Here is a 25,966-nt window from a genome sequence, read left to right on the forward strand (position 1 = left end):
GTCCGAGCGGGTTGGCGACGCGCGGCGCGCGATTGGTCAGAGAAGTCGGGATTGAGCAATAATCGCCCCGGGCGGCCGAGGGTCGGACGGCTGCTGAATCGATCTTGTGAAAAGGAGGTGCTGGTGGGGTCGCGCCACGGAGCGACAAGATCGCGATTTGTGCACGTCTTCACAAGCGCCTACTCTGTAGTTCCGACGCGCCCTGCTAGCACAGCCGGCAATCTCGGTCGCCAGCGGGAGTCCACAAACGGCCGACCAGCGACGTTGGCCGAGGATCGCACCGCACGGAGTCTCATGAGTCAGCACCGTCACCCAGGCGCGTCCGGCCGCGCCGGTGCCGTACCGACGCTCCCGGACCTCCCCGAGGCGACCGTCGCTCGGCTCCCGGAGTACCTACGCGCGCTGCACAACCTCGCCGACGCCGGCCACGAGACGGTCTCCAGCGAGGGCCTCTCCGCCGCCGCCGGGGTCAACTCCGCCAAGCTCCGCAAGGACCTCTCACACCTCGGCTCGTACGGCACCCGGGGCGTCGGCTACGACGTCGCGCTGCTGATCGAGCAGATCGAGTATGTGCTCGGGCTCACCCAACGTCGTGCCGTCGCCCTGGTCGGCGTGGGTAATCTCGGTCACGCTCTGGCCGGCTACGACGGCTTCGCGGGCCGGGGTTTCCGGATCGTCGCGCTGCTCGACGCCGACCCCTCCCGCGTCGGCGAAGAGATCAACGGGCTGATTGTCCGACATGTCGACGAGTTGCCGGCGGTCGCCGCCGCGGAATCCGTCGCGATCGGCGTGATCGCCACCCCCGCCGCCGCCGCACAGAGCGTCGCCGACCAGCTGGTCGCGGTCGGCGTGACGAGCATCCTCAACTTCGCGCCGTGCGTACTCTCGGTGCCGGAGGGGGTCGACGTGCGCAAGGTCGACCTCGCCATCGAGCTGCAGATTTTGTCTTTCCACGAGCACCGCAAGGCGTCGCTGACCGCGCTGCCCGCCACCGGCGGGTCCGCTCTCACCGCCCTGCCGGGCGGGCTCGCGACCACCGACACCCAGGAGGCGATCGGCACGTGAAACTGCTCGTCGTCGGCGCGTCCTACCGGACCGCCCCGGTCGCCACGCTGGAGCAGCTGGCCGTGCCCCCCGCCGACCTCACCCGAACCCTCGACCGCCTGGTCGCCCAGCCGTACGTGAGCGAGGCGGTGCTCGTCTCCACCTGCAACCGGGTGGAGGTCTACGCCGCCGTGTCCGGTTTCCACGGTGGGCTCGGCGACATCTGCGCCGTCCTGGCCGAGCAGGCCGGCAGCGCGCCGTCGGCGCTCGCCAGCCACCTCTACGTGCACTACGACACCGCCGCCGTGGACCACGTCTTCCGGGTCGCCAGCGGGCTCGACTCGATGGTCGTGGGCGAGGCGCAGATCCTCGGCCAGTTGCGTGACGCGTACCACTGGGCCAGCGGCGCCGACTCGGCCGGCCGGCTGCTGCACGAGCTGATGCAGCAGGCGCTGCGCGTCGGCAAGCGGGCCCACTCCGAGACCGGCATCGACCGGGCCGGCCAGAGCGTGGTCACCGCCGCGCTGGAGTTGGCCGCCGGGCACTTCGACGGCGACCTCGCCGGCCGCCCCGCACTGGTGATCGGTGCCGGCGCGATGGGATCGCTCGGTGTGGCCACCCTGTCGCGACTGGGCGCCGGGCCGCTCACGGTCACCAACCGGGGTGCCGACCGGGCCGTCCGGCTCGCCGAGTCGTACGGGGCGGGCGCCGCGCCGATGGCCGAGCTGACCGACACCCTCTCCACAGTGGACATCGTAGTGGCCGCCACCGCGTCCACCGAACCGGTCCTCACCCGCGCGGTGGTCAGCGCCGCACTGGCCGAGCGGGACCCGGCCCGGGGCCCGCTGGTCCTGCTCGACCTGGCCGTCCCGCGTGACGTCGGGGAGGGCGTCGCCGAGCTGCCCGGCGTCGAGGTGATCGACATCGACCGGATGGCGGCGCTGCTCGCCGACGGTCCCGCCGCGGCCGACGCCGCCGCCGTCGAGCGGATCGTGCTCGGCGAGGTGGAGAGCTTCCTCACCTGGCTGCGCGGCGCCGACGTGGCACCCACCGTGGCCGCGCTGCGCGGCAGGGCCGACGACGTCGTCACCGCCGAGCTGCGCCGGCTGGCCCAGCGCCGCCCCGACCTCGGCGACGACCTGCGAGCCGAGGTGGCCCGCACGGTGCACCGGGTGGTGCAGCGGCTGCTGCACCAGCCCACCGTCAAGGTCCGCCAGCTCGCCGCCGAGCCCGGCGGCGACCAGTACGCGGCCCTGCTGCGTGAGCTGTTCGACCTCCAGGTGCCACAGACCTCACCGGTGGACACCGTCCCCGACGTGATGACCCCCGACCTCGGTGTGACGTTCGCCAACGCCGACCCGGCGGCCGGCGTGGACGCCGACGACCCCACCCCGCCCACCGGAGGTGCCCGATGACCGCCCCCCTGCGACTCGGCACCCGGGGCAGCGCCCTGGCGATGGCCCAGTCCGGCCAGGTCGCCGAGGCGTTGACCGCCGCCACCGGCCGCCCGGTCGAGCTGGTCGAGGTGATCACCGCCGGCGACCGGTCCAACGCGCCGGTGCACCGGCTCGGCGTCGGGGTGTTCGTCTCCGCGCTGCGCGACGCGCTCACCGCCCGGACCATCGACTTCGCGGTGCACTCCTACAAGGACCTGCCCACCGCGGTCCCCGGCGGGCTCCTCGTCGCGGCGGTGCCGGCCCGGCAGGATCCGCGCGACGCGCTTATCGCCCGGGACGGACGGACGCTCGCGGAGTTGCCCCCCGGGGCCACCGTGGGCACCGGCGCGCTGCGCCGCGTCGCCCAACTGCACGCCCTCGGCCTGCAGCTGGAGGTCACCCCGATCCGCGGCAACGTGGACACCCGCCTGGCCCGGGTGCTCGGCCCCGAAGCCGACCTCGACGCCGTCGTACTGGCGCGGGCCGGGCTGGCCCGCCTCGACCGGGCCGACGTGATCACCGAGACGTTGGACCCGATGCTCATGCTGCCCGCACCCGCCCAGGGCGCGCTGGCCGTGGAGTGCCGGGTCGACGATCAAGACCTGGTCGAGTTGCTCGCGCTGCTCGACCACGCACCGTCGCACGCCGCGGTCATCGCGGAGCGCGCGTTGCTGGCAACGCTGGAGGCCGGGTGCAGCGCACCCGTCGCCGCCTATGCGGAACTCGCCGAAGGTGACGCCGGCGATGAGATTTACCTGCGCGGGGCGGTGATCAGTCCGGATGGCACTCGTGACCTTCGGCTGTCCCGCACCGGAACGCCCGCCGACGCGGCGGAGATCGGTAAGGCACTCGCCGCCGAACTCCTCGAACTCGGCGCCGACTCGATCCTCGGCCACGAAGGACACACCGGCCCGGGGACCCAGCAATTTGGGAGCACAGAATGACCCGCACCCGTAAGCCCGTCGGCCGTATCGCATTCGTCGGGGCGGGCCCCGGTGACCCGGGCCTGCTGACCCGTCGGGCGCACGACGCCCTGGTCGACGCCGACCAGGTCATCTACGACCGGGGAGTCCCCGATTCCCTGCTCGCCGTCGTCCGCGCCGAGGCCAGGGAGGACGCCCAGTTCACGCCGGCCGAAGGCGCGCCGGGCGACGTGGCGAAGGTGCTGATCTCCGCCGCCCGGTCCGGGCTGAACGCGGTGCACCTGGTCGCCGGCGACCCGTTCGGCCACGACTCGGTGGTCAAGGAGGTGCAGGCCGTGGCCCGCACCGCCGCCCACTTCGAGGTGGTGCCCGGCGTCGGCCAGGCCGAGGGCGTGGCCACCTACGCGGGTGTTCCGCTGCCGGGCGTGCGTACCGCCGCCGACGTCGAGGACGTCTCCGCGCTGGACTTCGAGGCGCTGGCCGCAGCCGTCGGCCGGGGCTCGCTCGCGCTCGCGGTGGACGCCGGTGACCTTGCCGCCGTCCGGGACGGTCTGCTGGCCGCCGGGGTCGACGGCACCACGGGCGTCGGGGTGACCGGCGACGGCACCGGCGAGACCCAGTACACGACCACGTCGACCGTGGACAGCTTCGTGGCCGCCGCGCTCGGCTTCACCGGTCGGGTCGTGCTCACCGTGGGCGTGGGCGTGGGCCAGCGCGACAAGCTGAGCTGGTGGGAGAACCGCCCGCTGTACGGCTGGAAGGTGCTCGTACCGCGGACCAAGGAGCAGGCTGGCGCGATGAGCGCCCGGCTGCGGGCGTACGGGGCGATCCCGTGTGAGGTGCCGACCATCGCGGTCGAGCCGCCGCGCACCCCGGCGCAGATGGAGCGGGCCGTCAAGGGTCTGGTCGACGGCCGGTACGCCTGGGTGATCTTCACCTCGGTCAACGCGGTCCGCGCGGTCTGGGAGAAGTTCGCCGAGCACGGGCTGGACGCTCGGCACTTCGGTGGCGTCAAGATCGCCTGCATCGGTGAGGCCACGGCGGACGCGGTCCGCGCGTTCGGCATCCAACCGGAGCTGATCCCCGCCGGGGAGCAGTCCTCCGAGGGGCTGCTGGCCGAGTTCTCGCCGCACGACGAGATCCTCGACCCGGTGGGCCGGGTGCTGCTGCCGCGCGCCGACATCGCCACCGAGACGCTCGCGGCCGGGCTCACCGAGCGCGGCTGGGAGGTCGACGACGTGACCGCCTACCGGACGGTGCGGGCCGCGCCGCCGCCCGCCGAGATCCGGGACGCCATCAAGTCGGGCGGGTTCGACGCGGTGCTGTTCACGTCATCCTCCACCGTGCGGAACCTGGTCGGCATCGCCGGGAAGCCGCATGCGCGGACCGTTGTTGCCGTGATTGGGCCCAAGACGGCGGAGACCGCGACGGAGTTCGGCCTGCGGGTCGACGTCCAGCCGCCGCACGCCTCGGTGCCCGACCTGGTGGAGGCGCTCGCCGCCTACGCCGTCGAGTTGCGCGAGAAGCTGGCCGCCATGCCGGCCAAGCAGCGCCGTGGCTCGAAGGTGCAGGGGCCTACCGCCCTGCGCTTCCGGTAGCCGTCCGAGGAGGCCTCCCATGTCGTACCCCGAGATCCGGCCGCGCCGGCTGCGCCGCACCCCGGCGATCCGCCGGCTGGTCTCCGAGACCCGGGTCGACCCGGCCGAGCTGGTCGTGCCGATGTTCGTCAAGGAGGGGCTGACCGAGCCCCGGGCCATCGCATCGCTCCCGGGGGTGCTCCAGCACTCCCGGGACTCGCTGCGCAAGGCGGCGACCGAGGCGGTCCAGGCCGGTGTCGGCGGGATCATGCTCTTCGGGGTGCCCGAGCGGCGTGACCCGACCGGCTCCGGCGGCATCGACCCGAACGGCATCCTGAACGTCGCCATCCGCGACGTGGTGGCCGAGGTGGGCGACGCCACGGTGGTGATGAGCGACCTGTGTCTGGACGAGTTCACCTCGCACGGGCACTGCGGCCTGCTCACCCCCGGCGGTGAGGTGGACAACGACGCCACCCTGGCCGCGTACGCCGAGATGGCGGTGGCCCAGGCCGCCGCCGGGGTCGGCATGGTCGGGCCGTCCGGGATGATGGACGGCCAGGTCGGCGTGGTACGCCGGGCGCTCGACGCGGCCGGCCACCAGGACGTGGCAGTCCTGGCGTACGCCGCGAAGTACGCCTCGGCCTTCTACGGCCCGTTCCGTGAGGCGGTGGAGTCGGCGCTGGAGGGCGACCGGCGCACCTACCAGCAGGACCCGGCCAACCTGCGCGAGTCGCTGCGCGAGGTGGCGCTGGACGTCGCCGAGGGCGCCGACCTGGTGATGGTCAAGCCGGCGCTGCCGTACCTCGACGTGGTGTCGGCGGTGCGGGCCGCGGTGGACGTCCCGGTCGCCGCCTACCAGGTCTCCGGGGAGTACGCGATGGTCGAGGCAGCCGCCGCGAACGGCTGGATCGACCGGGAGCGGGTGATGCTGGAGACGCTCACCTCGATCAAGCGGGCCGGCGCACAGATCACCCTCACGTACTGGGCGGTCGAGGCCGCCGGTCTGCTCCGCCAGCGCTACTGAGCAGCCGGTAGAGGGCCGCACGGTTCGGCCCGGACTGCCGCTCACGAGTGGCCACCCCGCTAGACCCCGCTAGACCCCGGTACCCTGTTGCGCCCCCTTTGCTCTGCTTCAACGGACGCAACACTTTTGGGATCGGACTGTTGCGTCCGTTGAAGCAGAGCAAAGGACGCCAACTGTGGCACCGGCCCCGGGCCGGCGCGGCACCCCATGGACGTTGTCCACAGGTTTATCCACAGGGATTGAGCCCGGGTGGCGTCGCGGGCATGGTGGGCGGATGGCGTCGGCGCTCGATCCTCCTCCGTCCCCCGGTCCCACCGTCGGCCGGTCTCCCATCGCCGGTCTGGTTCGCCGGTCACGTCGAATCGTGGGGCTGAGTCAGCATCAGATGGCTCGTTTCGCCAAGGTCTCGCCCTCGACGGTGGGCCGGGTCGAAGCGGGCAGCCTGACGCCGAGCCTGGCCGTGCTGGAGCGCCTCCTCGGCGCGGCCGGGCTCTACCTGGTCGTCGTGGACCAGGAAGGCCGGATCATCCAACCAATGGCCGACCGTGAGGACGTTCATGATGGCGCGGGTCGCCGTTATCCCTCGCACCTCGACACCATCCTCGACCCCGAGCCGGGGGAGTGGTGGGGGGACATCTACGGGCTGGCCCGACCTCCGGAGACCTACCACCGCAGCTCGGCGGATCGCGAGGCGCGCCGCCGTCGCAGCCAGTGGGAGGTGCGGGTGGCGCAGCACCGCAGCGCACCACCTCCGCCGATAGTCCATGACTACTACTGACCGACATGGTTCACCTGGCACATGCGAGCGGCCCGTCGTGCAGGCGTCAACCTGGACGACGGGCCGCTGACACGGCGCCTGAGGGTCAGTCGTCGTTGGTGATGGTGCCGACCGCCAGCGGATCGGCCAGGCGCAACCCGGGCACACCCGCCACCAGCAGCGTCAGCTTCTCGTCCGACTCCCGCTTCCGGTCACCGCGCACGGTCACCGGGAACGTCAGCGAGGTCTGCCCGGCGGCCAGGGTCCGGCAACCGGCGTACGGGTCGAAGTCCGAGCCGATCTGCGCCGTGAGGCCGACGGTGGCGGCGCACAGCAGCACCGGCTGGGACAGCGGCCGGGACACGGTGGCGGTGAAATTGAGCTGCCGGGTGCCCTGGTTGCCCTCGACCACCGTCGCGTCGGCAACGGTCAACGACGCTCGGGACCGGAACCGGGCCACCTGCGGGTCGTGGTCACTGGAACCGCGCGACCCGTCGCCGGTGAACTCCGCCGGCCAGTCGGCGTTGATGTGCGCCGCCCGCACCTGCACCAGATCGCCGTAGAGCGCGTCGTTCACGAACAGGTGGTCGAGTGTCTGCGCCTGCCCCTCGAAGCTGTACGAGTACGCGGACGACGGCACGTCAGCGACGAGGTTGTCCCACAGGTTGTGCAGACCCGCCTCGTAAAGCGGGGCGAGTTGGTCCGACGGGGTGGGCTGGCTACCGGTGGCGATCGGATCATCCGGACGGGGGAAGACGTTCAGGTCCCCGCCGTACACCACCCGCGCGTGCGCGTCGGCCGCCTCGATGGCGGTGACGATCGCCGCACCGTACGCCGCCTGCTCCCGACGCTGCCCGATCCGGCTGTCCGGGCCGGATGAGTAGTGGTTGCTCAGCGCGTAGAGGGTGAACCGCTCGGTCGAGCCGGGCGTCGCCGCCACGCTGAACTTGCCCAACTGGGGAGCGCGGGTGAAGACGTTGTTGCCGTCCTTGCCGGTCGAGGTGTCCGCGTCGGAGGGGAGCACCGCGTTGAGCGCCTTCGGGTTCTGCACGTCGGCGTTGGCCGGCAGCCCCGCACTGCGGTACTGGACGGTCGGCGCCGACCCCAGCAGCGGGTCGCCCGCCGTCGCGGCCGCAAGCGAGAGCCTGTCGGTGCGGTACAGGAACGCGGCGGTGATACCGCGGGCGTCCGCGCCGGTCCGGTCATAGGCGGCGGCGTACGCCGGTCCGCCGGCCGCAGCCACCGCGAGCGCCAACTCCTGGATGCTGTCCGGCGCACCGTCGGCGTTGTTGGTGTCACCGCAGGCCAGCGCGGCCCCGGACACCGTGCAGATGTCCTGGTCCTCGGCCTCCTGCACAAGGATCAGGTCCGGTGCGTGCAGGTCCTTCACGATCTGGTCGGCGAGCGCGGCGAGCTGCTGCCGGTAGTCCGCCTCGCTGCCCGGCACGTAGTCGAACGGCGGGCTGACCCCGGTGCAGCCGGCGTTACCGGCGAAGTCGCAGCCGTCGAACGGGTCGTCGCGGTAGTCGTACAGGTTCTCCACGTTGTAGGTGGCGACCGCCACCTCCTGCGACCGGTCGGCCGGCTTCGGAGGGTTGTTCTTCGACGGGTCGGCCCCGGCGGCGAAGTCCGCCCGCTCGACCTGCACCCCGTACTTCTCGAACGAGTAGTAGACGCCGCCCACCACGTCGGCGCGCAGCGTGTCGAAGGTGTGCGCCGGCGGGAGCAGCGCGGTGCTGTCCCCGGTGGTGGCCTTCACGCCCATGCTGCCCAACAGCACGCGCTGGCCGTTGCCGTCGTCGAAGCGGCGGGTCGGGTCATTGTCCAGCGGGTGGGAGTCCCGGAAGACCCGCCGGGCGTACGGGTCGGTGCGGTCCAGCAGCGGGTCGTCCCGGTCGACGACCCACAGCTCCGCGTCGGCGGTGGACGAGAAGACGTCCCGGCCGCTCACCGCGCCGCTGCCCGCGCGTACGCGCATCCGGGAGCCCTCGTGCCGCTCCCAGAAGCGCTGCGCGTCGGCCAGCTCGACCGGCGGCACCGCGTCGGTCACCGCGACCGTGGAGTCCACGTCCAGGCCGGTGGCGACCCGGCGGACCAGCGAGGCCCCGGAGAGCTGGGTGAAGTTGAAATACTCCGACACCCGGGCCCGCAGCACCACCTCGTCGCCGACCGTCGGCACGTAGCCGCCGATCAACGACGTGAACGTGCCCATGAACACGAAGATGCCGTCGGAGCTGGTCGGGTCGCCGTCGGTGTCACCGGTGCGGCTCTGCAGGAAGAACCCGTGTTGCTCCGCCCCAGCCGACGTGCGCGCCAGGGTCAACTGGGTGACCACGCCGCGTACGTCGTACATGGTGCTGCTCGTGCCGTTGCCGCTCGCCGGCGCGAGCGGTGACCGGTCGGCCGGCCCGGACTCGGCGTCGGTGGTCGGGCCCTGCACCTCGCCGACGGTCAACTCCCGGGTCACCTGCACGGCCAGCGCGCAGCTCGCGCTGCCGCCGCCCGCGTCGGTCGCGGTGACGGTGACGGTGTACGCCCCGGCGGCGAGGTCGGCGCTCGCGCCGACCGTGGCGCGGGCGGTGCCGCCCACCCCGTCGGCCGGGGTGACCGCGGTACGGGTGATCGAGCCGGTGGCCGGGGTCGGGCTGACCGCGGTCACCGCCAGGTCGACGATCGTGTCGTCGGGGTCGGTGGCGGTGATCTCGCGGGTCGCGGCCGTCCCCGCAGCGGTCACCAGCGGCCCGCCGCAGGTCAGCGTGGCGGGCACGTCGACCGGCCCACCGCCGTCCACGGTGTGCGTGCCGAGCCCGTCGAACGTGTCGACCGGGAAGCCGGCCCACTGCGCGGCCGGGTCGAACGCGTCCGACGGGTCGGTGTCACCAGCGGTCACCGTCGGCAGCCGGCGCAGGGTGTTGTCGGCCGTGCTGGTGACGCCGGCACCCCATTCGGTGCCCGGGTCGACGCCCACCTGACCGATCGAGTCGAGCACGGTGGAGCCCCGCCGCAGCACGATCGCGTCGTCACCGTTGAACAGGCTCGCCCCGGTGGTCTGGTCGGCCTGGGCGAGGATGGCGGCGCCGGCCGAGGCGCTGGCGAACACGAACGCGTCCCCGGCGGCCACGCTGCCGGTCAACGCGATGGTCGTGGCCGTGGTGGAGCCGTTGAAGTAGAGCTGGAGCTGGTAGCCACCAGCGGTGAGGTCGACGGCGGCTCCGGTGCCGTTGAACAGCTCGATCGCCTTGTTGTTCGACGAGCCTTCGACGTACTCGGAGATGAAAAGGTCGGTGGGCGCGGCGCTGGCCGCGGTGGGTGCGACGCCGAGAGCCGAAACGGTCACAGCGGCGGTGGCGGTCGCGAGCACGGCTATGGTGCGGCGCGGGCGCATAGGGCCTCCACGATGGGTGGATGGGAGTCAACGCACGTTAAGGTGCGCGGCTGTCCACCGTCCATCCCTCATTGGACAGTTTCGTGAATTCCTCAGCGCGGCGGGTCGAGCCGATGCACCAGCTCCGCGACGTCGACGCTGTATTCACACCAGTCTCGGTCGGGCCGGTAGCCCAGCTCCGCGTTGACCTTGAGCATGGCCTCGTTGGCCTGCGCGTTCCAGGTCTGCACCTCGGCCAGCTCCGGCTCGGCGGAGCGCAGCTCCAGCAGCATCCGGGCCTTGATCGCCCGGTCGATGCCGTAGCCCCGGTGGCTCTGCACGACGATCGTGTCGTACTGGTCGGCGCGGGTCGGGTGCTGTGCCGGCACCACCACCTCGGTCAGGCCCGCCACCTCGCCGCTCTGCTCGTGCTGGGCCAGGACGATGTACGGCTTCATGCCGCGGCGGTGCAGGGTGTTCAGGCTGTCCCGCAGCCGCTCGGGGTCGTAGGAACTGGGGCGCAGCTCGCCGTCGTCCACGTCGCGCACCTCGGCCTTGGCCCGCGCGTACGACTCGATCAGGTCGTCCGGCGGCCCGCCGGGGAAGAACTCCAGCTGGTAGCCCGACCCGATCCCGGTGGCCATCTCGGTCAACTCGGCCCAGTCGACCGCAGCCAGGTCGAGCACGCTGCGCGTCTCCACGTACTCCCGGGTGAAGCCGAGCGACTCGTAGAAGCCCACCGCCGGCGTGTCACCGACCACCTCGACGCCGATCGACTGGAAGCCCTCCTGGTAGACCCGGCGGGCGGCGCGCAACACCAGGTCACGGCCGAGACCGCTGCGCCGCACGGACGGGTGCACCAGCACTTCGATCACGCCGATGTCACCCAGGAGCAGCACGTGGACCTGCCCGAGGACCGCGCCCGGATCGTCCGGGTCGGTCGGCTCGGCCTGGGCGATCCAGGAGATCCGCCGCTCACCGGGCATCACCTCGGCGAGGTATTCCCTCAGGGAGGTCTCCCGCCACGGCGGGTCCTGCGGAAGATCGGCCGCCAGAACCGCGTTCAGCGTGGACAGCAGCGACGCGATCTCGGCGGACGACGCCGTCCTAGGGTCCCACTCGCGCACCATCACTCGTCTAGCTTGCCGCTAACAGCTGCCGGGGGGAAGTGTCCAGACCTCCAATGTATGCGGACGATCACTTCACGTACGGCTTGCCTGTCCGTATCGGTTCGCTGTGTCGTAGACGGCCTGGGCGTACCGGCGCACGTCGTTGTACGACAGGATCGCGTTCCACCAGTCGCCCGGGATGCTGAGATTCCGGCCGCCCTTGCACAGGTAGTTGCCGGCCGCCAGCGCGGCGTCGTCCAGGTCGTGCGGGTCCTTGATGCCGTCGTTGTCCGCGTCCGCGCCGATTTCCTGCCAGGTGGTCGGAATGAACTGCATCGGGCCGATCGCCCGGTCGTAGGTGGTGTCCTTGTCGAGGGACCCGCGGTCGGTGTCGATGATCCGCATCCGGCCGCCGTTGCCGTCCAGCGGTAGACCGATGATTTCGGGCAGCGCCTTGCCGTCCTGTCCCAGCCGCGCGCCGTTGGCCGAGCCGTGCCCGGATTCGACCTGGCCGATCGCGGCGAGCGTGGTCCAACTCAGCGCGCAGCTGCGGTTGGTCTGGGCGAGCACCCACTCGGCGTACCCGTACGCCTGCATGGCGGCCGGGGGGATGCCGACCTTGGCGCCGACCTGCTGAGCCCAGCCGGCCAGGGCGTCCGAGGGGCGACCGCCGCCCGGCAGCCCGGCGCCCGGACCGGTGGGCAGCCCGCCGCCTGGCAGCGGGCCGGTGGGGAGCGGGGCGGTCGGCAGTGGCCCCGTCGGCAGTGGGCCGGTGGGCAGCGCGGACGGCATCGCCGGCGGTACGGGTGCGGTCGGCGTGACGGAGGCGTCGGCCGCCACGGGCCGGGGCGCGCGGATGGTCGCCGGGACGAGTAGCGCACCCGCCGCGGCGGTCGCCGCTACCAGGGCCAGCAGGAAGAGCCCGGGGAGGGTGAGCCGGCCGCTGGGTCGGCGGGACCAGTCGCGGGTCGCCCGGACGGCGGTCGCCGCTGCCTGACGCGGCGGTGGCAGGCGAACCGCGTGCGCGAACGGCACCCGCCGCCGCCGGCCGCCTGCGGGCGCTGCCGGGACGGCGACGCCGTCCACCTTGGTCACCGCAGGGTCCGCCACGGCGGCACCCGCCGCAGGCACAGCCCGCGCCTCGCCGGCCCCGTCGTCGGTCTCGGCGTCGGCGGCCTTCGCGTCTCCGTTCTCGGCGTCGGCGGCCTTGGCGTCGGCGGCCTTGGTATCGGCGGCCTTGGTGTCGGCGGCCTTGGTATCGGCCGTCTTGGCGTCACTGGCCTTCGTGTCGGCGGCCTTGGTGTCGGCGGCCTTGGTATCGGCCGTCTTGGCGTCACTGGCCTTCGTGTCGGTTGACGTCTCGGTGCTCGGATCGGTTGGCGGGGTCGCGGCGTCCGATCCGCTGTCGGGCGGGTCGGCCTTCGGGGCGTCGGCAGGGACGTCGGCCGTCGGGGAACCGGCCGCGCTGGCGTCGGTCGGGGCGGCCCCGCTGGTCGGGCCGGCCGCCGCGTCCTTTCTGCTGTCGCTCAACCAGGGTCGGCGAGGCCGGGGCAGCTTTCGGGTTGCCGGATCCGGTGCGGCTCCCGAACCGTGGAGCGGTCCGTCCAGCGGCGCGGCGGGTCGCAGCGGTTGCACACGCGTCTTGTCCTCGCCGTCCACCACCCGTCGAGTATCACTCATGTCACCGGTGGGCGTCAGGTCCACGTACCCTGGTTGTCATGCCCCGGTACGAGTTCCGCTGCCGCGCCTGCGGCGACACTTTCGAGGTCAACCGCCCGATGGCGGCGGCCAGCGCGCCGGCGACCTGCCCACAGGGTCACGCCGACACGGTCAAACTGCTCTCTGCTGTCTCGGTCACCGGCCGCGGTGCCGGCGGTCCCGCCGGTGGTGCACCGGCTTCAGCCGGTGGTGGCTGCTGCGGCGGCGCCTGCGGCTGCTGATCTCCCCCGATCGCGGCCGACAGGTGGGCCTGTCCTTGCCGGGATTGGGCCCGAGTGGCACCTTGAGGCGGCACGTGCCCGGCCGTTCTCACGATGCGTGACCGCTCGGACTCAGGCAGCATGAACCCGACGTCACGGGCGGAGGTTCCACGCATGTCGCCACGGATCCAGCTCCCGAGCGGTTGGGTGACCTTCGTGTTCACCGACATCGAGGGCTCGACCCGACTGGCCCAGCTGCTTGGCGCGGATTACCGCCCGGTGCTTGCCGAGCACCGCCGGCTGCTGCGCCGCACACTGGCCGCCACCGGTGGCGCGGAGCTGCTGACCGAGGGCGACTCGTTCTTCCTGGCCTTCGACGACGCGGCGGCGGCGCTGACCGCGTGCCTGACCGCCCAGCGAGCGTTGGCGAGTCACGACTGGCCCACCGAGGAGGCCGCCCCCCGGGTGCGGATGGGCCTGCACACCGGTTATGCCGAGCCGCGCGACGGTGAGTACGCCAGCCCCGAGGTGCACCGGGCTGCCCGGGTGGCCGCAGCCGCGCACGGTGGGCAGGTGCTCTGCTCGGCGTCGACCGCCCGCCGGGCCGACCCGCTGCCGCCCGGTGCCACCCTGCTCGACCTGGGCCTGCACCGGCTGCGCGGCTTCGACGACCGGGAACGGCTGTTCCAGCTCGTCGCGCCCGGCTTGGAGCGGCAGTTCCCCCGTCCTCGCACCGCCGACGCGGTGGCGCACAACCTGCCGACCCAGGTGACGTCGTTTGTTGGCCGGAGGGTCGAACGGGCCGAGCTGGGTCGGCTGGTGGAGCAGCACCGCCTGGTCACCGTGCTGGGTGCGGGCGGCGCGGGCAAGACCCGGCTCGCCGTGGAGGTCGCTGGTGGGGTGGTCGAGGCGTACCCGGACGGGGTCTGGTTCGTCGACATCGCCGCGGTGACCGACCCGGGGTTGGTGGCGTTCGCCGTCGCCGCGGTGCTCGGCCTGCGGCCCGAGCCGGGCCGGCCCATGCTGGACACCCTGGTCGAGTACGCGGCCGGTCGCCGGATGCTCGTCGTGCTGGACACCTGCGACACGCAGCCGTCCGCCTGCGCCGAGGTCATCTCGCGGTTGCTCTCCGGCGGGAGCGGCGTGCGGGTGCTGGCGACCAGCCGCGAGTCGTTCAGCCTGCCCGGCGAGGTCGTGTGGCGGATCCCGCCGCTCTCGGTCGACCCGCGGGCGGACGGCGCGGAGAGCGACGCGGTGGCGTTGTTGCTGGACCGTACGGCGGCGGCGCGTGGCGGCCGGCAGCCGGAGGCGTCCGAGTCGGCCGATCTGCGTCGGGTGGTGCAGCGGTTGGACGGGTTGCCGCTCGCCATCGAGTTGGCGGCGGCCCGGCTGCGGGTGCTCTCCGTGGGTCAGCTCGCCGAGCGGCTGGACGACGTGCTCGGAACGTTGGACGCGGGCCGTGCGGACCCGGAGCCGCCGCCGGTGGAGCGGGGTTGGTCGGGTAACCAGCAGGACACCGTGGATCTGGTGGCCGCGGCGATCGGGACTCCACCGCCCACCCCGGCGAGCAGGGCGGTGCACCGCTCCGCCACCGAACGGCACCTGACCATGCAGGCCACCGTCACCTGGTCGTACCGGACGTTGGGCCCTCGGGCCGCGCGGCTGCTGCGGTGGCTGGCGGTGTTCGCCGGGCCGGTGGATTTGCCGACGGTGGAGTGGCTGCTGGGCGACGACCCGCTGGATCCGCTGTCGGTGCTGGTGGACAAGTCGATGGTGTTGGCCGAGCCGCGCGCCGCCGGCAGCTCGTACCGGATGCTCGATCCGATCCGGGCGTACGCCGCGCGGCGGCTGGTCGAGGCGGGTGAGGAACAGGCTGCCCGGGACCGGCACGTGGCCTGGTCGGCGCACGCGGTGGAACGCGCGCACCTCGGGCCGGACGGTCGGCCGGTGACGCTGTCGCTGTACACCCTCGACCCGCTGGCCGACGAGCTGCGGGCCGCGCTGCGGTGGTGCGCCACCGGTGGCAGCGCCCGTGACGGTCTCCGGCTGGCCGGGGGCCTGGACCAGTGGTGGCGCGAGCGTGGGCTGGCCCGGGAGGGTCGGCTCTGGCTGTTCCGGCTGTACGGGCGGATCGCCGAGACGGGCGAGTGGATTCCGGAGTCGGAGCTGGCGGCGGCGTACCACATGCATTCGCTGCACGCGGGCGCCGACGGGGAGTTCGCCGAGGAACTGCGCTACTCACAGCGGGCGGAGGCGGCGGCCCGGCAGGCTGGTGACGCCGGGCTGCTGGCGAGGGTGCTCGCTGGCCGGGCGGCGCCGCTGGTCGACATGGGCCAGTTCGTCGAGGCCGAGCGGGTGTGCCGGGAGGTCATCGACTGGGCCCACGAGCAGGACGTGGTCGGCGAGGCGCTGTTCGCGGTGTTCGGCTTGGCGCAGCTGCTGTGGCGGCGCGGCGCGCTGGAGGAGGCCGCCGAGTTGCTGGGGGCGGCGCGCCCGGTGGAGGCGGCGCGGCCGGTGGAGCGGGGCCGGCGTTCGGTGGACATGCTGCTGGGGATGGTCGCGTTGGCCCGGGGCGACGTGATCGCCGCGCATGAGCACCTGCTGGTGGCGTTGCGTTCCCGTATGTACCACGGTTACCACGGTCGAGCCTGCGACACGTTGAACGCGATCGCGGTGCGCTGTGCGTTGAGCGGGGAACGGTCGACCGCCGCCCGGTTGTTCGGGGCGGCGCAGGCGACCCGGTCGAGCATGCGGGGGACGCCGGGAGTCTACGGCGAATACTGGGCTGACCAGCAGGCGGAGCTGCGTGGGGTGTTGGGTGACGCGGCGTTCGACGACGCGTACGGCGAGGGTGCCGAGTTGGGGTTGGACGAGGCGGTCACGCTGGCGCTCGACGTGGAACACCCGGACCTGGCGGCGGATTCGACCCGGTTCAGCACCGGTCTGTCCCAGCCCACACCGCGCCGCCCTGCCGACCCCGACCGCCACCCCGCCACCAGAACCGAGCGCGCCTAACAAACCCACCCCAACCCGGCCCATCCCCACCCGGCCCATCCCACCCGCCGTCGTTGACCATGAAGTTATTGCTGCGACACGCCGGGCGGACGGGCAATAACTTCATGATCAACGGACGAAGGGGGGTGGGGTTGGGGGTGGGTTGGGGTTAGGCGCGGGCTGCGGCTTCGGCCTTGGCCTTCATCCGGGCGGCACGGTCGATGTCGGCCTGCTGCACGGCAGCCACCGATCCGAAGATGTTGACCGCTTGGTAGTAGGTCCAGGCCAGGCTGTTGCAGGCCGGGCGGACGACCGCGTTGTAGGTGGCGCAGACCCGCTTCAGGTCCTCGTAGAAGGCGCTGTCCAGGCGGGACTTGTTGGCCGGGAACTGGCTGACCGCCTTGTAGTTGCGGTAGCCGAAGTCGTGTCGGTAGCAGCTCAGGTTGAAGGTGAACCCGAGCGGGTTGTCCGGGCTGGACGAGCAGTAGTCGGTGGACCAGTTGAAGTTGTACTCGGCCCACGGTGCCCGGTTGACCCGGGCGCTGTTCCACGAGTTGTAGCTGGACGCGCTGGTCTGCGTCCAGCTGGAGAGCACCGACAGCTTCTGCTGGGGGGTGACGGCTGCGGCGGCGGGGGAGGCGACGGCGATGGTGGCGAGCAGTGCGAGCGCGCCCGAGGCGAGCATGGTGGTGAGACGTCGGGGCACGGGTTACCTCCGCGGGGGTGAGCGGGGAAGTTACCGGCGGGTTACCGGGTGTCGATAAGTTTCGATCAACTGATCAACTGGTCGGTATGCGTCCCGCCAACTATTGGTGACATGCGTTGAAACAGACGAATGCCCCGGGTGCCGTGGCACCCGGGGCAGTCCGGCGAGGATCGGAACGGTCAGCGCAGAACGAAGGCCGGCGGGCTGGCCGGGCTCTCGTTGGCGGACCGGTCCAGCGCGGTCACCTGGTAGGTGTAGCGCCGGCCCGGCTCCGCCGAGGTGTCCACCCAGGACTGCGCCCCGGGCGTGGCCCGAACGGTGTCGATCAGGTGCGCGGCGTCGGCGATGCCGCACCGGCCCGCCAGCGTGGTGCCGTCGAACCGGTAGATCGCGTACGAGGTGGCCGTGCCCAGCGGGCCGGCGCCGTCGGCGGGCTGGCGCCAGGTCAGCCGTACGCCGTCAGCCTCCCGGGCGGCCTTGGTCACCACCGGGAAGAGCAGTGGCCGGGCCGGCAGGTGCGGCATGGTCGGCACCAGCGCCGGCCGGGAGTAGTGCTCGGCGGCGTAGATGTCGGTGGCGCCGAGCCGGTTGGCGCGTACCTGCACGGCGGAGAAGTGCACGTTGCCCTGCACCTCGGGGTACGACCGGTTGAGCGTCAGATGGTCGGACAGCTCGCGTGGGTTCTGCCAGAACGGCCCGTACGCCGGGTCGCCGCTCTTGTAGTCGGCCTGGCCGATGTAGAGCTGCACGCGGGTGCCGCGCACCGTCTCGGCCCACCACGGGACCAGTCGCGCGTAGTCGGCGGCCGGGTACTGGCCGATGTACCAGTAGAGCTGCGGCACCACGTAGTCGATCCACTCCTGCTTGATCCACTTACGGGTGTCGGCGGAGATGATGTCGTACGACTGGCTGCCGGTGGTGTCCGAACCGAGCGGGTCGGCGGTCTGGTTGCGCCAGATGCCGAACGGGCTGACCCCGAACTTCACCCACGGCTTCGCCGCCTTGATCTTGCCGTTCATCTCCTGAATCAGCAGGTTGATGTTGTCCCGCCGCCAGTCCGCCCGGTCGGTGAACCCCCGGTTGTACGCGGCGAACGTGGCATCGTCCGGCACCTGGTGAGTGCCGCTGGGGTAGGGGTAGAAGTAGTCGTCGAAGTGCACGCCGTCGATGTCGTACCGCTTGACCGCGTCCATCATCGCGGTCTGGACGAACTCGCGTACCTCGGGAATGCCGGGGTTGTAGTAGAGGCGGCTGCCGGCGACGCCGGCCGGCGGGTACGCGAAGGTCCAGTCCGGATGCTGTCGGGCCGGGTGGCCCGGGGCGAGTTGGGCGAGGTCCGCGCCGGCACCGCCGGGGGCCGGCATGGAGACGCGGTACGGGTTGAACCAGGCGTGGAACTCCAGGTTGCGGCGGTGTGCCTCGGCGACGAGGAAGGCCAGCGGGTCCCAGCCCGGGTCCTGTCCGCGTACGCCGGTCAGGTACTCCGACCAGGGCTCGTGGGGTGAGGGCCAGAGGGCGTCCGCGGTGGGCCGGACCTGGACCACGACGGCGTTGTGGTGCAGTCGCTCGGCGAGGTCGAGCAGTTCCCGGTACTCGGTCTGCTGGGCGGCGATCCGGTCCGGGCTGCTCTGAGATGCCTTGCTGGGCCAGTCGATGTTGACGACCGACGAGATCCACATCGCCCGGAACTGCCGTTTCGGCGTGGCCGGGTTGGTGACGCAGGCGGTGGAGGTCTCGGCGCTGGCGGGGGTGGCGGCGCTGGCGGGGGTGGCGGCGACGAGCGTGCCGAGCAGAGCCGCGACCAGCCCGGCGGCTCCGAGTCGAGGTGCCTTCATGCGGTGTGTCCCTTCGTTGGGGCTCCCGGTGTTCTGGGCGACAGGTCCGGCAAAATTCGCCGTTGCCTATTTGCCTCTGGTAGGAAATTTTCACACTCCGGGTTGCCGGCGCAAGAGGTTCTTGGGAGCCAGCCGTCGACAGCCGATCCCGACGGTCAGGAAAGGTGCCCGCGCAAGCGTCTTTCAACGTTGTAGGCAACGTTGTAAGAGGTTGGTGACCAGGTATGGTGCGCTGGGTCACAGTGGGGAGGTTGCGGAGTGCGACACAGGCTCAAGGACGTGGCCGAGCGGGCTGGCGTGTCGGTGAAGACCGTCTCGAACGTGGTGAACGGCTATGTCCACGTGCGGCCCGACACGCGGGCCAGGGTCGAGCAGGCCGTCGCCGAACTCAACTACCGGCCGAACCTCTCCGCTCGCCACCTGCGCAAGGGGCGCACGGGTGTCATCGCCCTGGCCGTGCCGGAGCTGGACATTCCGTACTTCGCCGAACTGGCCCGCCACGTCGTCACCGCCGCCGCCGACTACGGCTGGACGGTGCTGATCGACCAGACCGGCGGCCGGCGCGAGCAGGAACGGGTGGTCGCCTCCGGCATCACCGACCACCTCATCGACGGGCTCATCTTCAGCCCGCTGGCGCTCACCGCAGAGGACCTGACCGGCCTGGACGGCGCCCCGATGGTGCTGCTCGGCGAGCGGGTCGACCACGGCCCGGCCGATCGCGTGGTCATCGACAACGTGGCCGCCGCTCGGGAGATCACCAACCACCTGATCCAGCTCGGCCACCGCCGGATCGCGGCCATCGGCTCGCAGCGCACCGACGAGGGCGCCAGCGCCCGGCTGCGCCTCGCCGGCTACGCCGACGCGCTGCGCGCCGCCGGCCTCGACTTCGACGAAGCCCTGGTGGCGCCCGCGTCGGCCTGGCACCGCGCGGACGGCGCCGCCGCTATGCGCGGCCTGCTCACCTCGGGGGTACGCCCCGACGCCGTGTTCTGCTTCAACGACACGCTCGCCCTGGGGGCCCTGCGCGCCCTGCACGAGGCCGGTCTGCGGGTGCCCGGGGACGTGGCGGTGGTCGGCTTCGACGACATCGAGGACGGCCGGTTCTCGATTCCGACGCTGAGCACCATCGCGCCGGACAAGGAGCGGATCGCGCGTCTCGCCGTCGAACTGCTCGCCAACCGCCTCGACGGCGACCGAGCCGCCCCCGCCCGGGAGCTGTCAGCCCCGTACCGCCTGGAGATCCGCGAATCCACCCACCGCGCTGCCGGCGGTTAGTCGAAGAAGCGGGCCAGGTGGGACTGGGGTGCCGGGTCCTTGTCGGGGGGTAGCGGGGTCAGGTCGGCGAAGATGGAGGCGCCGTCGCAGCCGGCGTGCAGCGGATACCAGCGCGGGGTGCCCGGAGGCCTCAACTGGCAGATCCCCTTGAACGTCTGCACGTCCATCAGCCGGACGTGGGTCGGGTCCGCCACCGCGTTGACGTGCCCCCACCACGGGCTCATCACATGCAGTACGCCGCCCGGACGAAGCACCCGGTGGCACTCGTCCACGAGGGGCAGGAAGTCGATCAGGTGCTCCAGGATGTGCACGGCGAAGAGGACGTCCACCGAGTTGTCGGCCAGCGGCAGAGAGCCGGACAGGTCCGCCACCGCGTCCACGCCCGGCGCCGGGAAGATGTCCAGCCCCAGGTTGCCCTGCCACTGCTTCGTCGGCCCGCAGCCGAGGTCCACCACCACCGGCTCCCGCCCGCCGACGCCGACCCGACACCAGACGCCGTAGACGCCGGCCAGCCGGCCCACCAGATCCCGCACCAGCCGTAGGTCGTCGGGCTTGGCCACCTCACCACTGAGGTGGGCCACCCCCCGGTCGAACCGCACCTCGACCGCCAGAGGGCGCAGCCGGTCGTCGTTCCGGACCTGGTCCGCCCACGCCTGTGCGAGGAACTCGTCGATCGCCCGCAGCCGGTCGGCCGAGGGCGGAGTCTGTGCCAATGCAACCATTGGGGCCACCTCCCGCCGCGCGTTACCCGCATCCGCGCCCGGTATGCCCCACTCGTGCGCGGCGCCGGCGTGCCGGTCTGTCGGCGTGTCGCAGGGCCGAGGGGACACTGCGGCGAGCGTGATGTCTGAGAGTAATCAAAATGTCTCAGAGACATCACGCCCGACGATGACCCCCGACCCCCGACCCCCGACCCCCGACCCCCGACCCCCGACCCCCGACCCCCGACCCCCGAGCCCTGGGCGCGAGCCGTGAACCACGAGCCGCAAACCGTGAGCCGTGAGTCGCGTCCGGGTGCGGCGGATCGAGCCGGGGCGGCAGGGCGCTCGGCGGGCGGCCGGAACGGTGTGCGGCAGGTCAGCCGGAGAGGGTGCGGCGGCCCGATCGGCCCCCGGCGCGCATTCGCTGCCGGGGCGGCGGGTCGGCCGGCTTCGGCCGCTTGAGGTGGTAGCGGTGCAGTTCGTGGTTGCCGGGCAGGGACGGGTCCTCGCTCATGGCGACCAGTTCCCATCCCTGGTCGCCGGCCCGGTTCAGGTGGGCCAGCGAGGTGTCGCCGTAGGGCGTCACGTCGACCATCGAGCCGTCCGGGCCGTACCAGACGAAGACGACCTCCCAACCGAGGTCGGTGGTCGCGGCCTGACGGCGGCGGACCAGCAGCGCGTACTCCCACTTGAGCATGGCGTCATTCTCACCCCGGGCTGGCCCGCGGGCACGGATCAATCCTCGGCGATCCGCCCGGCGTCGACCCGCAGGCGGCGGTTCGTCTCGATGGCGGCCAGCATCCGCCGGTCGTGGGTGACCAACAGCAGCGTGCCGGGGTAGCTGGCCAGCGCCGATTCGAGCTGCTCGATGGCGGGCAGGTCCAGGTGGTTGGTGGGCTCGTCGAGCACCAGCAGGTTCACCCCACGGCCCTGGAGCAGGGCCAGCGCCGCCCGGGTCCGCTCGCCGGGGGAGAGGGTGGCCGCCGGGCGCGGCACGTGCGCCGCCCGCAGCCCGAACTTGGCCAGCAGGGTCCGCGCGTCCGCCGGCGACATGTGGGGTACGGCCGCGTGGAACGCGTCGATCAGTGGCGCGTCGCCGAGGAACAGGCCTCGGGCCTGGTCCACCTCGCCGACCACCACACCCGGCCCGAGCGAGGCGGTGCCCGCGTCCAGCGGCAGCCGGCCCAGCAGCGCGGCCAGCAGGGTGGACTTGCCCGAGCCGTTCGCCCCGGTCACCGCCACCCGGTCGGCCCAGTCGATCTGGAGGTCGATCGGGCCGAGGGTGAACCCGCCACGACGTACCACCGCACCTCGCAGCGTGGCCACGACGGCGCCGGCGCGGGGCGCGGCGGCGATCTCCATGCGCAGCTCCCACTCCTTGCGGGGCTCCTCGACCACGTCGAGCCGTTCGATCAGCCGCTCGGTCTGCTTCGCCTTGGAGGCCTGCTTCTCGGTGGCCTCGCTGCGGAACTTGCGGCCGATCTTGTCGTTGTCGGTGGCCTTGCGCCGGGCGTTCTTCACGCCCTTCTCCATCCAGCCACGCTGGGTGCGGGCCCGCGCCTCCAGACCGGCCTTGGTGTCGGCGTACTCCTCGAAGTCCGCGCGGGCGTGCCGGCGCGCCACCTCGCGCTCCTCCAGGTAGGCCGCGTAGCCGCCGCCGTACTGGTTGATCTGCTGCTGGGGCAGGTCCAGCTCCAGCACGCGGGTCACCGTGCGGGTCAGGAACTCCCGGTCGTGGCTGACCAGCACCGTGCCGGCGCGCAACCCGGTGACGAACTCCTCCAGCCGTTCCAGCCCGGCCAGGTCCAGGTCGTTGGTCGGCTCGTCGAGCAGGAACACGTCGTAGCGGCTGAGCAGCAGCGACGCGAGCCCGGCGCGGGCGGCCTGACCGCCGGAGAGCCCGGTCGTCGGGTGGTCCAGGTCCACCGCGAGCCCCAGGTCGGCGCTGACCTGCTCGGCGCGTTCGTCCAGATCCGCGCCGCCGAGGGCGAGCCAGCGCTCCAAGGCATCGGCGTACGCGTCATCGGCACCTGCGGCTCCGGCGGTCAGCGCCTCGGTCGCCGCGTCCAACGCGGCCTGCGCGGCGGTCACCCCGGTCCGCCGGGCCAGGAAGTCGCGTACCGTCTCGCCCGGTCGCCGTTCCGGCTCCTGCGGCAGGTGCCCGACGCTCGCGGTGGGCGGGCTGAGTCGGACGCTGCCGGCCTCCACCGGCAACAACCCGGCGAGGGTACGCAGCAGCGTCGACTTGCCAGCGCCGTTCGGCCCGACCAGGCCGACCACGTCGCCGGGGGCGACCACCAGGTCCAGTCCGGCGAAGAGTGGGCGGTCGCCGTGCCCGGCGGCCAGGTCCTTGACGATCATCGTGGCGCTCATCAGGACGGCAGCCTATCCGGCTGCCCGCATGAGGACCGACGGCAGCGGGCACACTCAACGGCGTGGTGACCACTCTGGCGATCGACTGCGGTGGCGGCGGCATCAAGGCGTCCGTACTCGACGAGGCCGGCACGATGCGCGCACGGCCGCTGCGGGTGCCGACCCCGTACCCGCTGCCGCCCGCGCTGTTCGTCCAGACGCTGCTGGACCTGGGCGGGCAGCTACCGACGGCGGACCGCCTGACCGTCGGCATGCCCGGCATGATCCGGCACGGAGTGGTGGTGGCCACCCCGCACTACGTCACCAGGAACGGGCCTCGCACCCGCGTCGACCCCGACCTGTTGGCCGAGTGGTCCGGCTGGGACGCGCGAGGGGCGCTGGCCGACGCGTTCGGGGTGCCGGCGCTGGTGCTCAACGACGCCGAGGTGCACGGCGCCGGGGTGGTCGCCGGCACCGGCTGCGAACTGGTGCTGACCCTGGGGACAGGGCTGGGCAGCGCCCTCTTCGACGGAGGATTGCTCGCGCCGCACCTGGAGCTGTCCCACGCGCCGGTGCGGTGGGGCACCACCTACGACACGTACGTGGGTGAGCCGGAGCGCCGGCGGCTCGGCGACGCCTTCTGGTCCCGCCGCATCCGGCAGGTGGTGGACGGGCTCCGCCCGGTGTTCCGCTGGGACCGGCTCTATCTGGGCGGGGGCAACTCGCGGCTGATCCGGCCCGAGCAGTTGACCCGGATGGGTGATGACGTGGTGGTGGTGCCGAACACCGCCGGGATCGTCGGCGGCGTCCGTGCCTGGGAGCTGTCCGCCGGCCGCCGCAACGCCCGCACCTGAGCCAAAGTGGCCTGGATCTCGACCCCGGGAACAGTCGCCAAACCTCCGGTGTTGTGCCAGCGTCGGGACAAGGTGACGGCGCGACCGAGGAGGCGGGCAGATGGATCTTCTGGCGGACTACCGGCGGGCGACCATGTTCTTCGAGACCGGTGACCCGAGCGGAGCGGCCCGACTGTTGGAGCCGATCGTGGACGCCGAACCCGGCAACGCGGCGGTCCGGCAGCTGCTGGCCCGGGCGTACTTCCAATCGGCCCAGCTCAACCGGGCCGAGGAGCACCTCCGGGAGCTGGTCGACCGGGACCCGAGCGACCACTACGCGCACCACGTGCTGGGCCGGACGCTGGAGCGGCTGAACCGGCACTCGGACGCGCTGCGGCACCTGCGGATCGCCGCCGCGATGCACGCGGCCAACGACGACTACCGGGTCGCGCTGGAGCGGGTGTCGACCCGCGTGGGCGGCACGCGCTGAGCGTGAAACGGTGACGACAAGGGCGGTCCTGCGGGGCCGCCCTTCGTCGTACGGCGGGCCACCCGCCGGGCATGCCTAGGATGGCGGGCATGGGACCTGACCGGCCGGGGGCTGCGGCATGAAGCTCAAGCTGGACCTGCACGAGATCTTCAACAAGGGCCAGGACATCGACCGCGCGCTGCGCGGGATCATGGACGAGGCGGTGGCGAAGAAGGCCACCCTCGTCGAGATCATCCCTGGCAAGGGGTCCGGCCAGCTCAAGAAGCGGGTGCTGCGGTTCCTCGACCAGAAGGACGTCAAGCAGCTCTACCACCGGGTGGAGAAGGATTCGAAGAACTTCGGCCGCCTCTTCGTCCACTTCCGCTGGAAGTAGCGAGCACACGGCCGCTGACCTGCGTCTCAAGGCTCTGCCAAGGCCGTCGAACCATGATCATGCCGTGTCCAGGCCGTCAAGGGCTCGCGGAGCGTCTGCGTCGGCCTGGTCTCCACCGAGTGCCTTGTCGATGGCCCGGCGGGTGCGATCCTCGCTGGCCGGCAGTAGGTGGGTGTAGGTCCGGAGGGTGAAGCCCGGGTCCGCGTGGCCCAGGTAGGCCGACAGAGCCTTGATGCTCTCCCCGGCGTCCAGGAGGACCGAGGCGTAGGTGTGGCGCAGAACGTGCATCCCGTTGTGTCGGTCATCGGGGATGCCGGTCGCCCGGATCGCGGGCTTCCAGACACCGGAGTTGAACATCGAGCGGGACAGCGCCAGACCGACGGGTGTCGTCAGGTACAGCTCGACGGTTCGCGGCTCGCCAGTCAATGTCTCCCACGGCAGGGTCACCGCCACCGGCGGGCAATCCCGCGCGTGTTGTCTCAGCCTGCCCGCGACCGAGTCCGGTAACGGAACCTCACGGGACTTGCCGCCCTTCGGCGGTGCGAAGATCAGCGAGCCACGAACGAGCTTGATCTGCCGAGTGATGTGCAGGACCGGGCGGTTCGGGTCGAGGTCCCCGGGGCTGACCGCGAAGATCTCTCCTTGCCGTAGGCCGCATCCCGCGCCCAGATCCACTGCGATCCGATACCGGGGGCGCACGTTCTCCCTGAACGCTGTCAACCGGGTGACCGGCCACGGCACGACCTTGGTCGGAGCGGGTTTCGGCCGGCGAATGCTCTTGACCGCGAACGGGTTGCTAACGATCATCTTGTCGTCCACCGCCGCGTTGAAAATCATCGACACGTCAGTGAAGAGGACCCGGCGGTACCCCACCGACAGCCCTTTCTCCTGGATCTTCCGCGCCCACTCCCGAATCGTCGTCGGCTGGATAGATGCGATCGGCCTGTGCCCGATGATCGGGTACACGTGCAGCCGAAGTTCGTACTCGATCCGGTCCCGGGTGAGTACGTCGGTGGTCGCGGCAGCGAGCCATTCGTCGGCGTACTGCTTGAAGGTCATGCGCCCGGCGTCGGGATCAACGTAGGTGCCCTTGAGGATGTCGGCCTGGACGTTGGTGAGGAACGCCTGTGCCTCGCGCTTCTTCTTGTCGGGGAACGACTGCGATTTCTCTTTCCCGTCCGGGGAGAGGTACCGAACGCGGTAGCGCATTCCCTGCCCGCACTCTGGCTTTGGTTCCTGCCGGGACTTCCCATC

20 protein-coding genes and 1 pseudogene are annotated in these 25,966 nt (G+C 71.9%); 12 read left to right on the top strand and 9 right to left on the bottom strand.

The genetic code is table 11. The annotated features are described in order from the left end of the window. The first annotated feature begins 294 nt into the window (after window positions 1–294). The 6 genes from ABZ808_RS23895 (at window position 295) to ABZ808_RS23920 (ending at window position 6,782) form a co-directional block, all read left to right on the top strand. Window positions 295–1,065, top strand: a complete 771-nt coding sequence (locus tag ABZ808_RS23895) for a redox-sensing transcriptional repressor Rex (protein WP_357010435.1) — start codon at window positions 295–297, stop codon at window positions 1,063–1,065. Further along, window positions 1,062–2,459, top strand: coding sequence for a glutamyl-tRNA reductase (locus tag ABZ808_RS23900; RefSeq protein ID WP_357010438.1), 1,398 nt, complete (start codon window positions 1,062–1,064; stop codon window positions 2,457–2,459). The genes ABZ808_RS23895 and ABZ808_RS23900 overlap by 4 nt, the downstream gene beginning before the upstream one ends. Beyond that, complete coding sequence (gene hemC / locus ABZ808_RS23905; protein WP_357010440.1) at window positions 2,456–3,424, top strand: hydroxymethylbilane synthase; 969 nt, start codon at window positions 2,456–2,458, stop codon at window positions 3,422–3,424. Before ABZ808_RS23900 ends, hemC begins: the two co-directional genes overlap by 4 nt. Further along, window positions 3,421–5,001 carry a uroporphyrinogen-III synthase gene (locus ABZ808_RS23910; RefSeq protein ID WP_357010443.1) on the top strand — a complete coding sequence of 527 codons (1,581 nt, stop codon included), beginning with the start codon at window positions 3,421–3,423 and terminating at the stop codon, window positions 4,999–5,001. The genes hemC and ABZ808_RS23910 overlap by 4 nt, the downstream gene beginning before the upstream one ends. A gap of 19 nt (window positions 5,002–5,020) precedes the next feature. Next, window positions 5,021–6,004: a porphobilinogen synthase gene (gene hemB / locus ABZ808_RS23915; RefSeq protein ID WP_357010445.1), complete on the top strand. Its 984-nt coding sequence runs from the start codon at window positions 5,021–5,023 to the stop codon at window positions 6,002–6,004. 340 nt (window positions 6,005–6,344) lie between these two features. Beyond that, window positions 6,345–6,782, top strand: a complete 438-nt coding sequence (locus tag ABZ808_RS23920; protein ID WP_357010726.1) for a helix-turn-helix transcriptional regulator — start codon at window positions 6,345–6,347, stop codon at window positions 6,780–6,782. An 85-nt stretch (window positions 6,783–6,867) separates the two neighbouring features. On the opposite strand, the gene ABZ808_RS23925 is transcribed toward ABZ808_RS23920, so the two are convergent. From ABZ808_RS23925 to ABZ808_RS23935, 3 genes are all read right to left on the bottom strand, one after another. Continuing rightward, window positions 6,868–10,146, bottom strand: coding sequence for a lamin tail domain-containing protein (locus tag ABZ808_RS23925; protein ID WP_357010448.1), 3,279 nt, complete (start codon window positions 10,144–10,146; stop codon window positions 6,868–6,870). 92 nt (window positions 10,147–10,238) lie between these two features. Next, on the bottom strand, window positions 10,239–11,255 hold the full coding sequence (locus ABZ808_RS23930; protein WP_357010728.1) for a GNAT family N-acetyltransferase: 1,017 nt from the start codon (window positions 11,253–11,255) through the stop codon (window positions 10,239–10,241). 72 nt (window positions 11,256–11,327) lie between these two features. Continuing rightward, entirely contained in the window at window positions 11,328–12,914 is a 1,587-nt protein-coding gene (locus ABZ808_RS23935; protein WP_357010451.1) for a lytic murein transglycosylase, read from the bottom strand. A 38-nt stretch (window positions 12,915–12,952) separates the two neighbouring features. Between ABZ808_RS23935 and ABZ808_RS23940 the strand changes: the two genes are divergently transcribed. Beyond that, the gene (locus ABZ808_RS23940; protein WP_357010454.1) at window positions 12,953–13,174 is read left to right on the top strand and encodes a zinc ribbon domain-containing protein; all 222 of its coding nucleotides are present in this window, start codon (window positions 12,953–12,955) and stop codon (window positions 13,172–13,174) included. A gap of 153 nt (window positions 13,175–13,327) precedes the next feature. Further along, entirely contained in the window at window positions 13,328–16,168 is a 2,841-nt protein-coding gene (locus ABZ808_RS23945; protein ID WP_357010457.1) for an adenylate/guanylate cyclase domain-containing protein, read from the top strand. A gap of 148 nt (window positions 16,169–16,316) precedes the next feature. On the opposite strand, the gene ABZ808_RS23950 is transcribed toward ABZ808_RS23945, so the two are convergent. After that, window positions 16,317–16,853, bottom strand: coding sequence for a phospholipase (locus ABZ808_RS23950; RefSeq protein ID WP_357010460.1), 537 nt, complete (start codon window positions 16,851–16,853; stop codon window positions 16,317–16,319). A 179-nt stretch (window positions 16,854–17,032) separates the two neighbouring features. Beyond that, the gene (locus ABZ808_RS23955) at window positions 17,033–18,688 is read right to left on the bottom strand and encodes a family 10 glycosylhydrolase (protein WP_357010463.1); all 1,656 of its coding nucleotides are present in this window, start codon (window positions 18,686–18,688) and stop codon (window positions 17,033–17,035) included. A gap of 258 nt (window positions 18,689–18,946) precedes the next feature. On the opposite strand from ABZ808_RS23955, the gene ABZ808_RS23960 reads away from it, so the two are divergent. Beyond that, window positions 18,947–19,963, top strand: a complete 1,017-nt coding sequence (locus ABZ808_RS23960; protein ID WP_357010466.1) for a LacI family DNA-binding transcriptional regulator — start codon at window positions 18,947–18,949, stop codon at window positions 19,961–19,963. Here ABZ808_RS23960 and ABZ808_RS23965 read toward each other — a convergent pair. From ABZ808_RS23965 to ABZ808_RS23975, 3 genes and pseudogenes are all read right to left on the bottom strand, one after another. After that, window positions 19,960–20,685 carry a methyltransferase domain-containing protein gene (locus ABZ808_RS23965; protein WP_357010469.1) on the bottom strand — a complete coding sequence of 242 codons (726 nt, stop codon included), beginning with the start codon at window positions 20,683–20,685 and terminating at the stop codon, window positions 19,960–19,962. The genes ABZ808_RS23960 and ABZ808_RS23965 overlap by 4 nt on opposite strands. Before the next feature lie 430 nt (window positions 20,686–21,115). Beyond that, window positions 21,116–21,361 (bottom strand): annotated as a pseudogene (locus tag ABZ808_RS23970) (hypothetical protein); the annotation flags it as partial. A gap of 38 nt (window positions 21,362–21,399) precedes the next feature. Beyond that, the gene (locus tag ABZ808_RS23975; protein WP_357010471.1) at window positions 21,400–23,037 is read right to left on the bottom strand and encodes an ABC-F family ATP-binding cassette domain-containing protein; all 1,638 of its coding nucleotides are present in this window, start codon (window positions 23,035–23,037) and stop codon (window positions 21,400–21,402) included. A 62-nt stretch (window positions 23,038–23,099) separates the two neighbouring features. Here ABZ808_RS23975 and ABZ808_RS23980 point away from each other — a divergent pair, with 62 nt between their 5' ends. The 3 genes from ABZ808_RS23980 to ABZ808_RS23990 all read left to right on the top strand — a co-directional run bounded on the left by ABZ808_RS23980 (window position 23,100) and on the right by ABZ808_RS23990 (window position 24,712). Next, window positions 23,100–23,870 (top strand): ROK family protein, encoded by a 771-nt coding sequence (locus ABZ808_RS23980; RefSeq protein ID WP_357010474.1) that lies wholly within the window; start codon window positions 23,100–23,102, stop codon window positions 23,868–23,870. Window positions 23,871–23,970: 100 nt separating this feature from the next. Then, window positions 23,971–24,339 (top strand): tetratricopeptide repeat protein, encoded by a 369-nt coding sequence (locus ABZ808_RS23985; protein WP_357010477.1) that lies wholly within the window; start codon window positions 23,971–23,973, stop codon window positions 24,337–24,339. Between the two features lie 118 nt (window positions 24,340–24,457). After that, window positions 24,458–24,712: a Smr/MutS family protein gene (locus ABZ808_RS23990; RefSeq protein WP_007465523.1), complete on the top strand. Its 255-nt coding sequence runs from the start codon at window positions 24,458–24,460 to the stop codon at window positions 24,710–24,712. A 57-nt stretch (window positions 24,713–24,769) separates the two neighbouring features. Here the strand turns inward: ABZ808_RS23990 and ABZ808_RS23995 are convergent, their stop codons facing one another. Further along, complete coding sequence (locus ABZ808_RS23995; RefSeq protein ID WP_357010480.1) at window positions 24,770–25,921, bottom strand: site-specific integrase; 1,152 nt, start codon at window positions 25,919–25,921, stop codon at window positions 24,770–24,772. Between the last annotated feature and the right edge of the window lie 45 nt (window positions 25,922–25,966).

This window comes from Micromonospora sp. NPDC047527, assembly GCF_040643015.1.
Taxonomy (GTDB): Bacteria; Actinomycetota; Actinomycetes; order Mycobacteriales; family Micromonosporaceae; genus Micromonospora.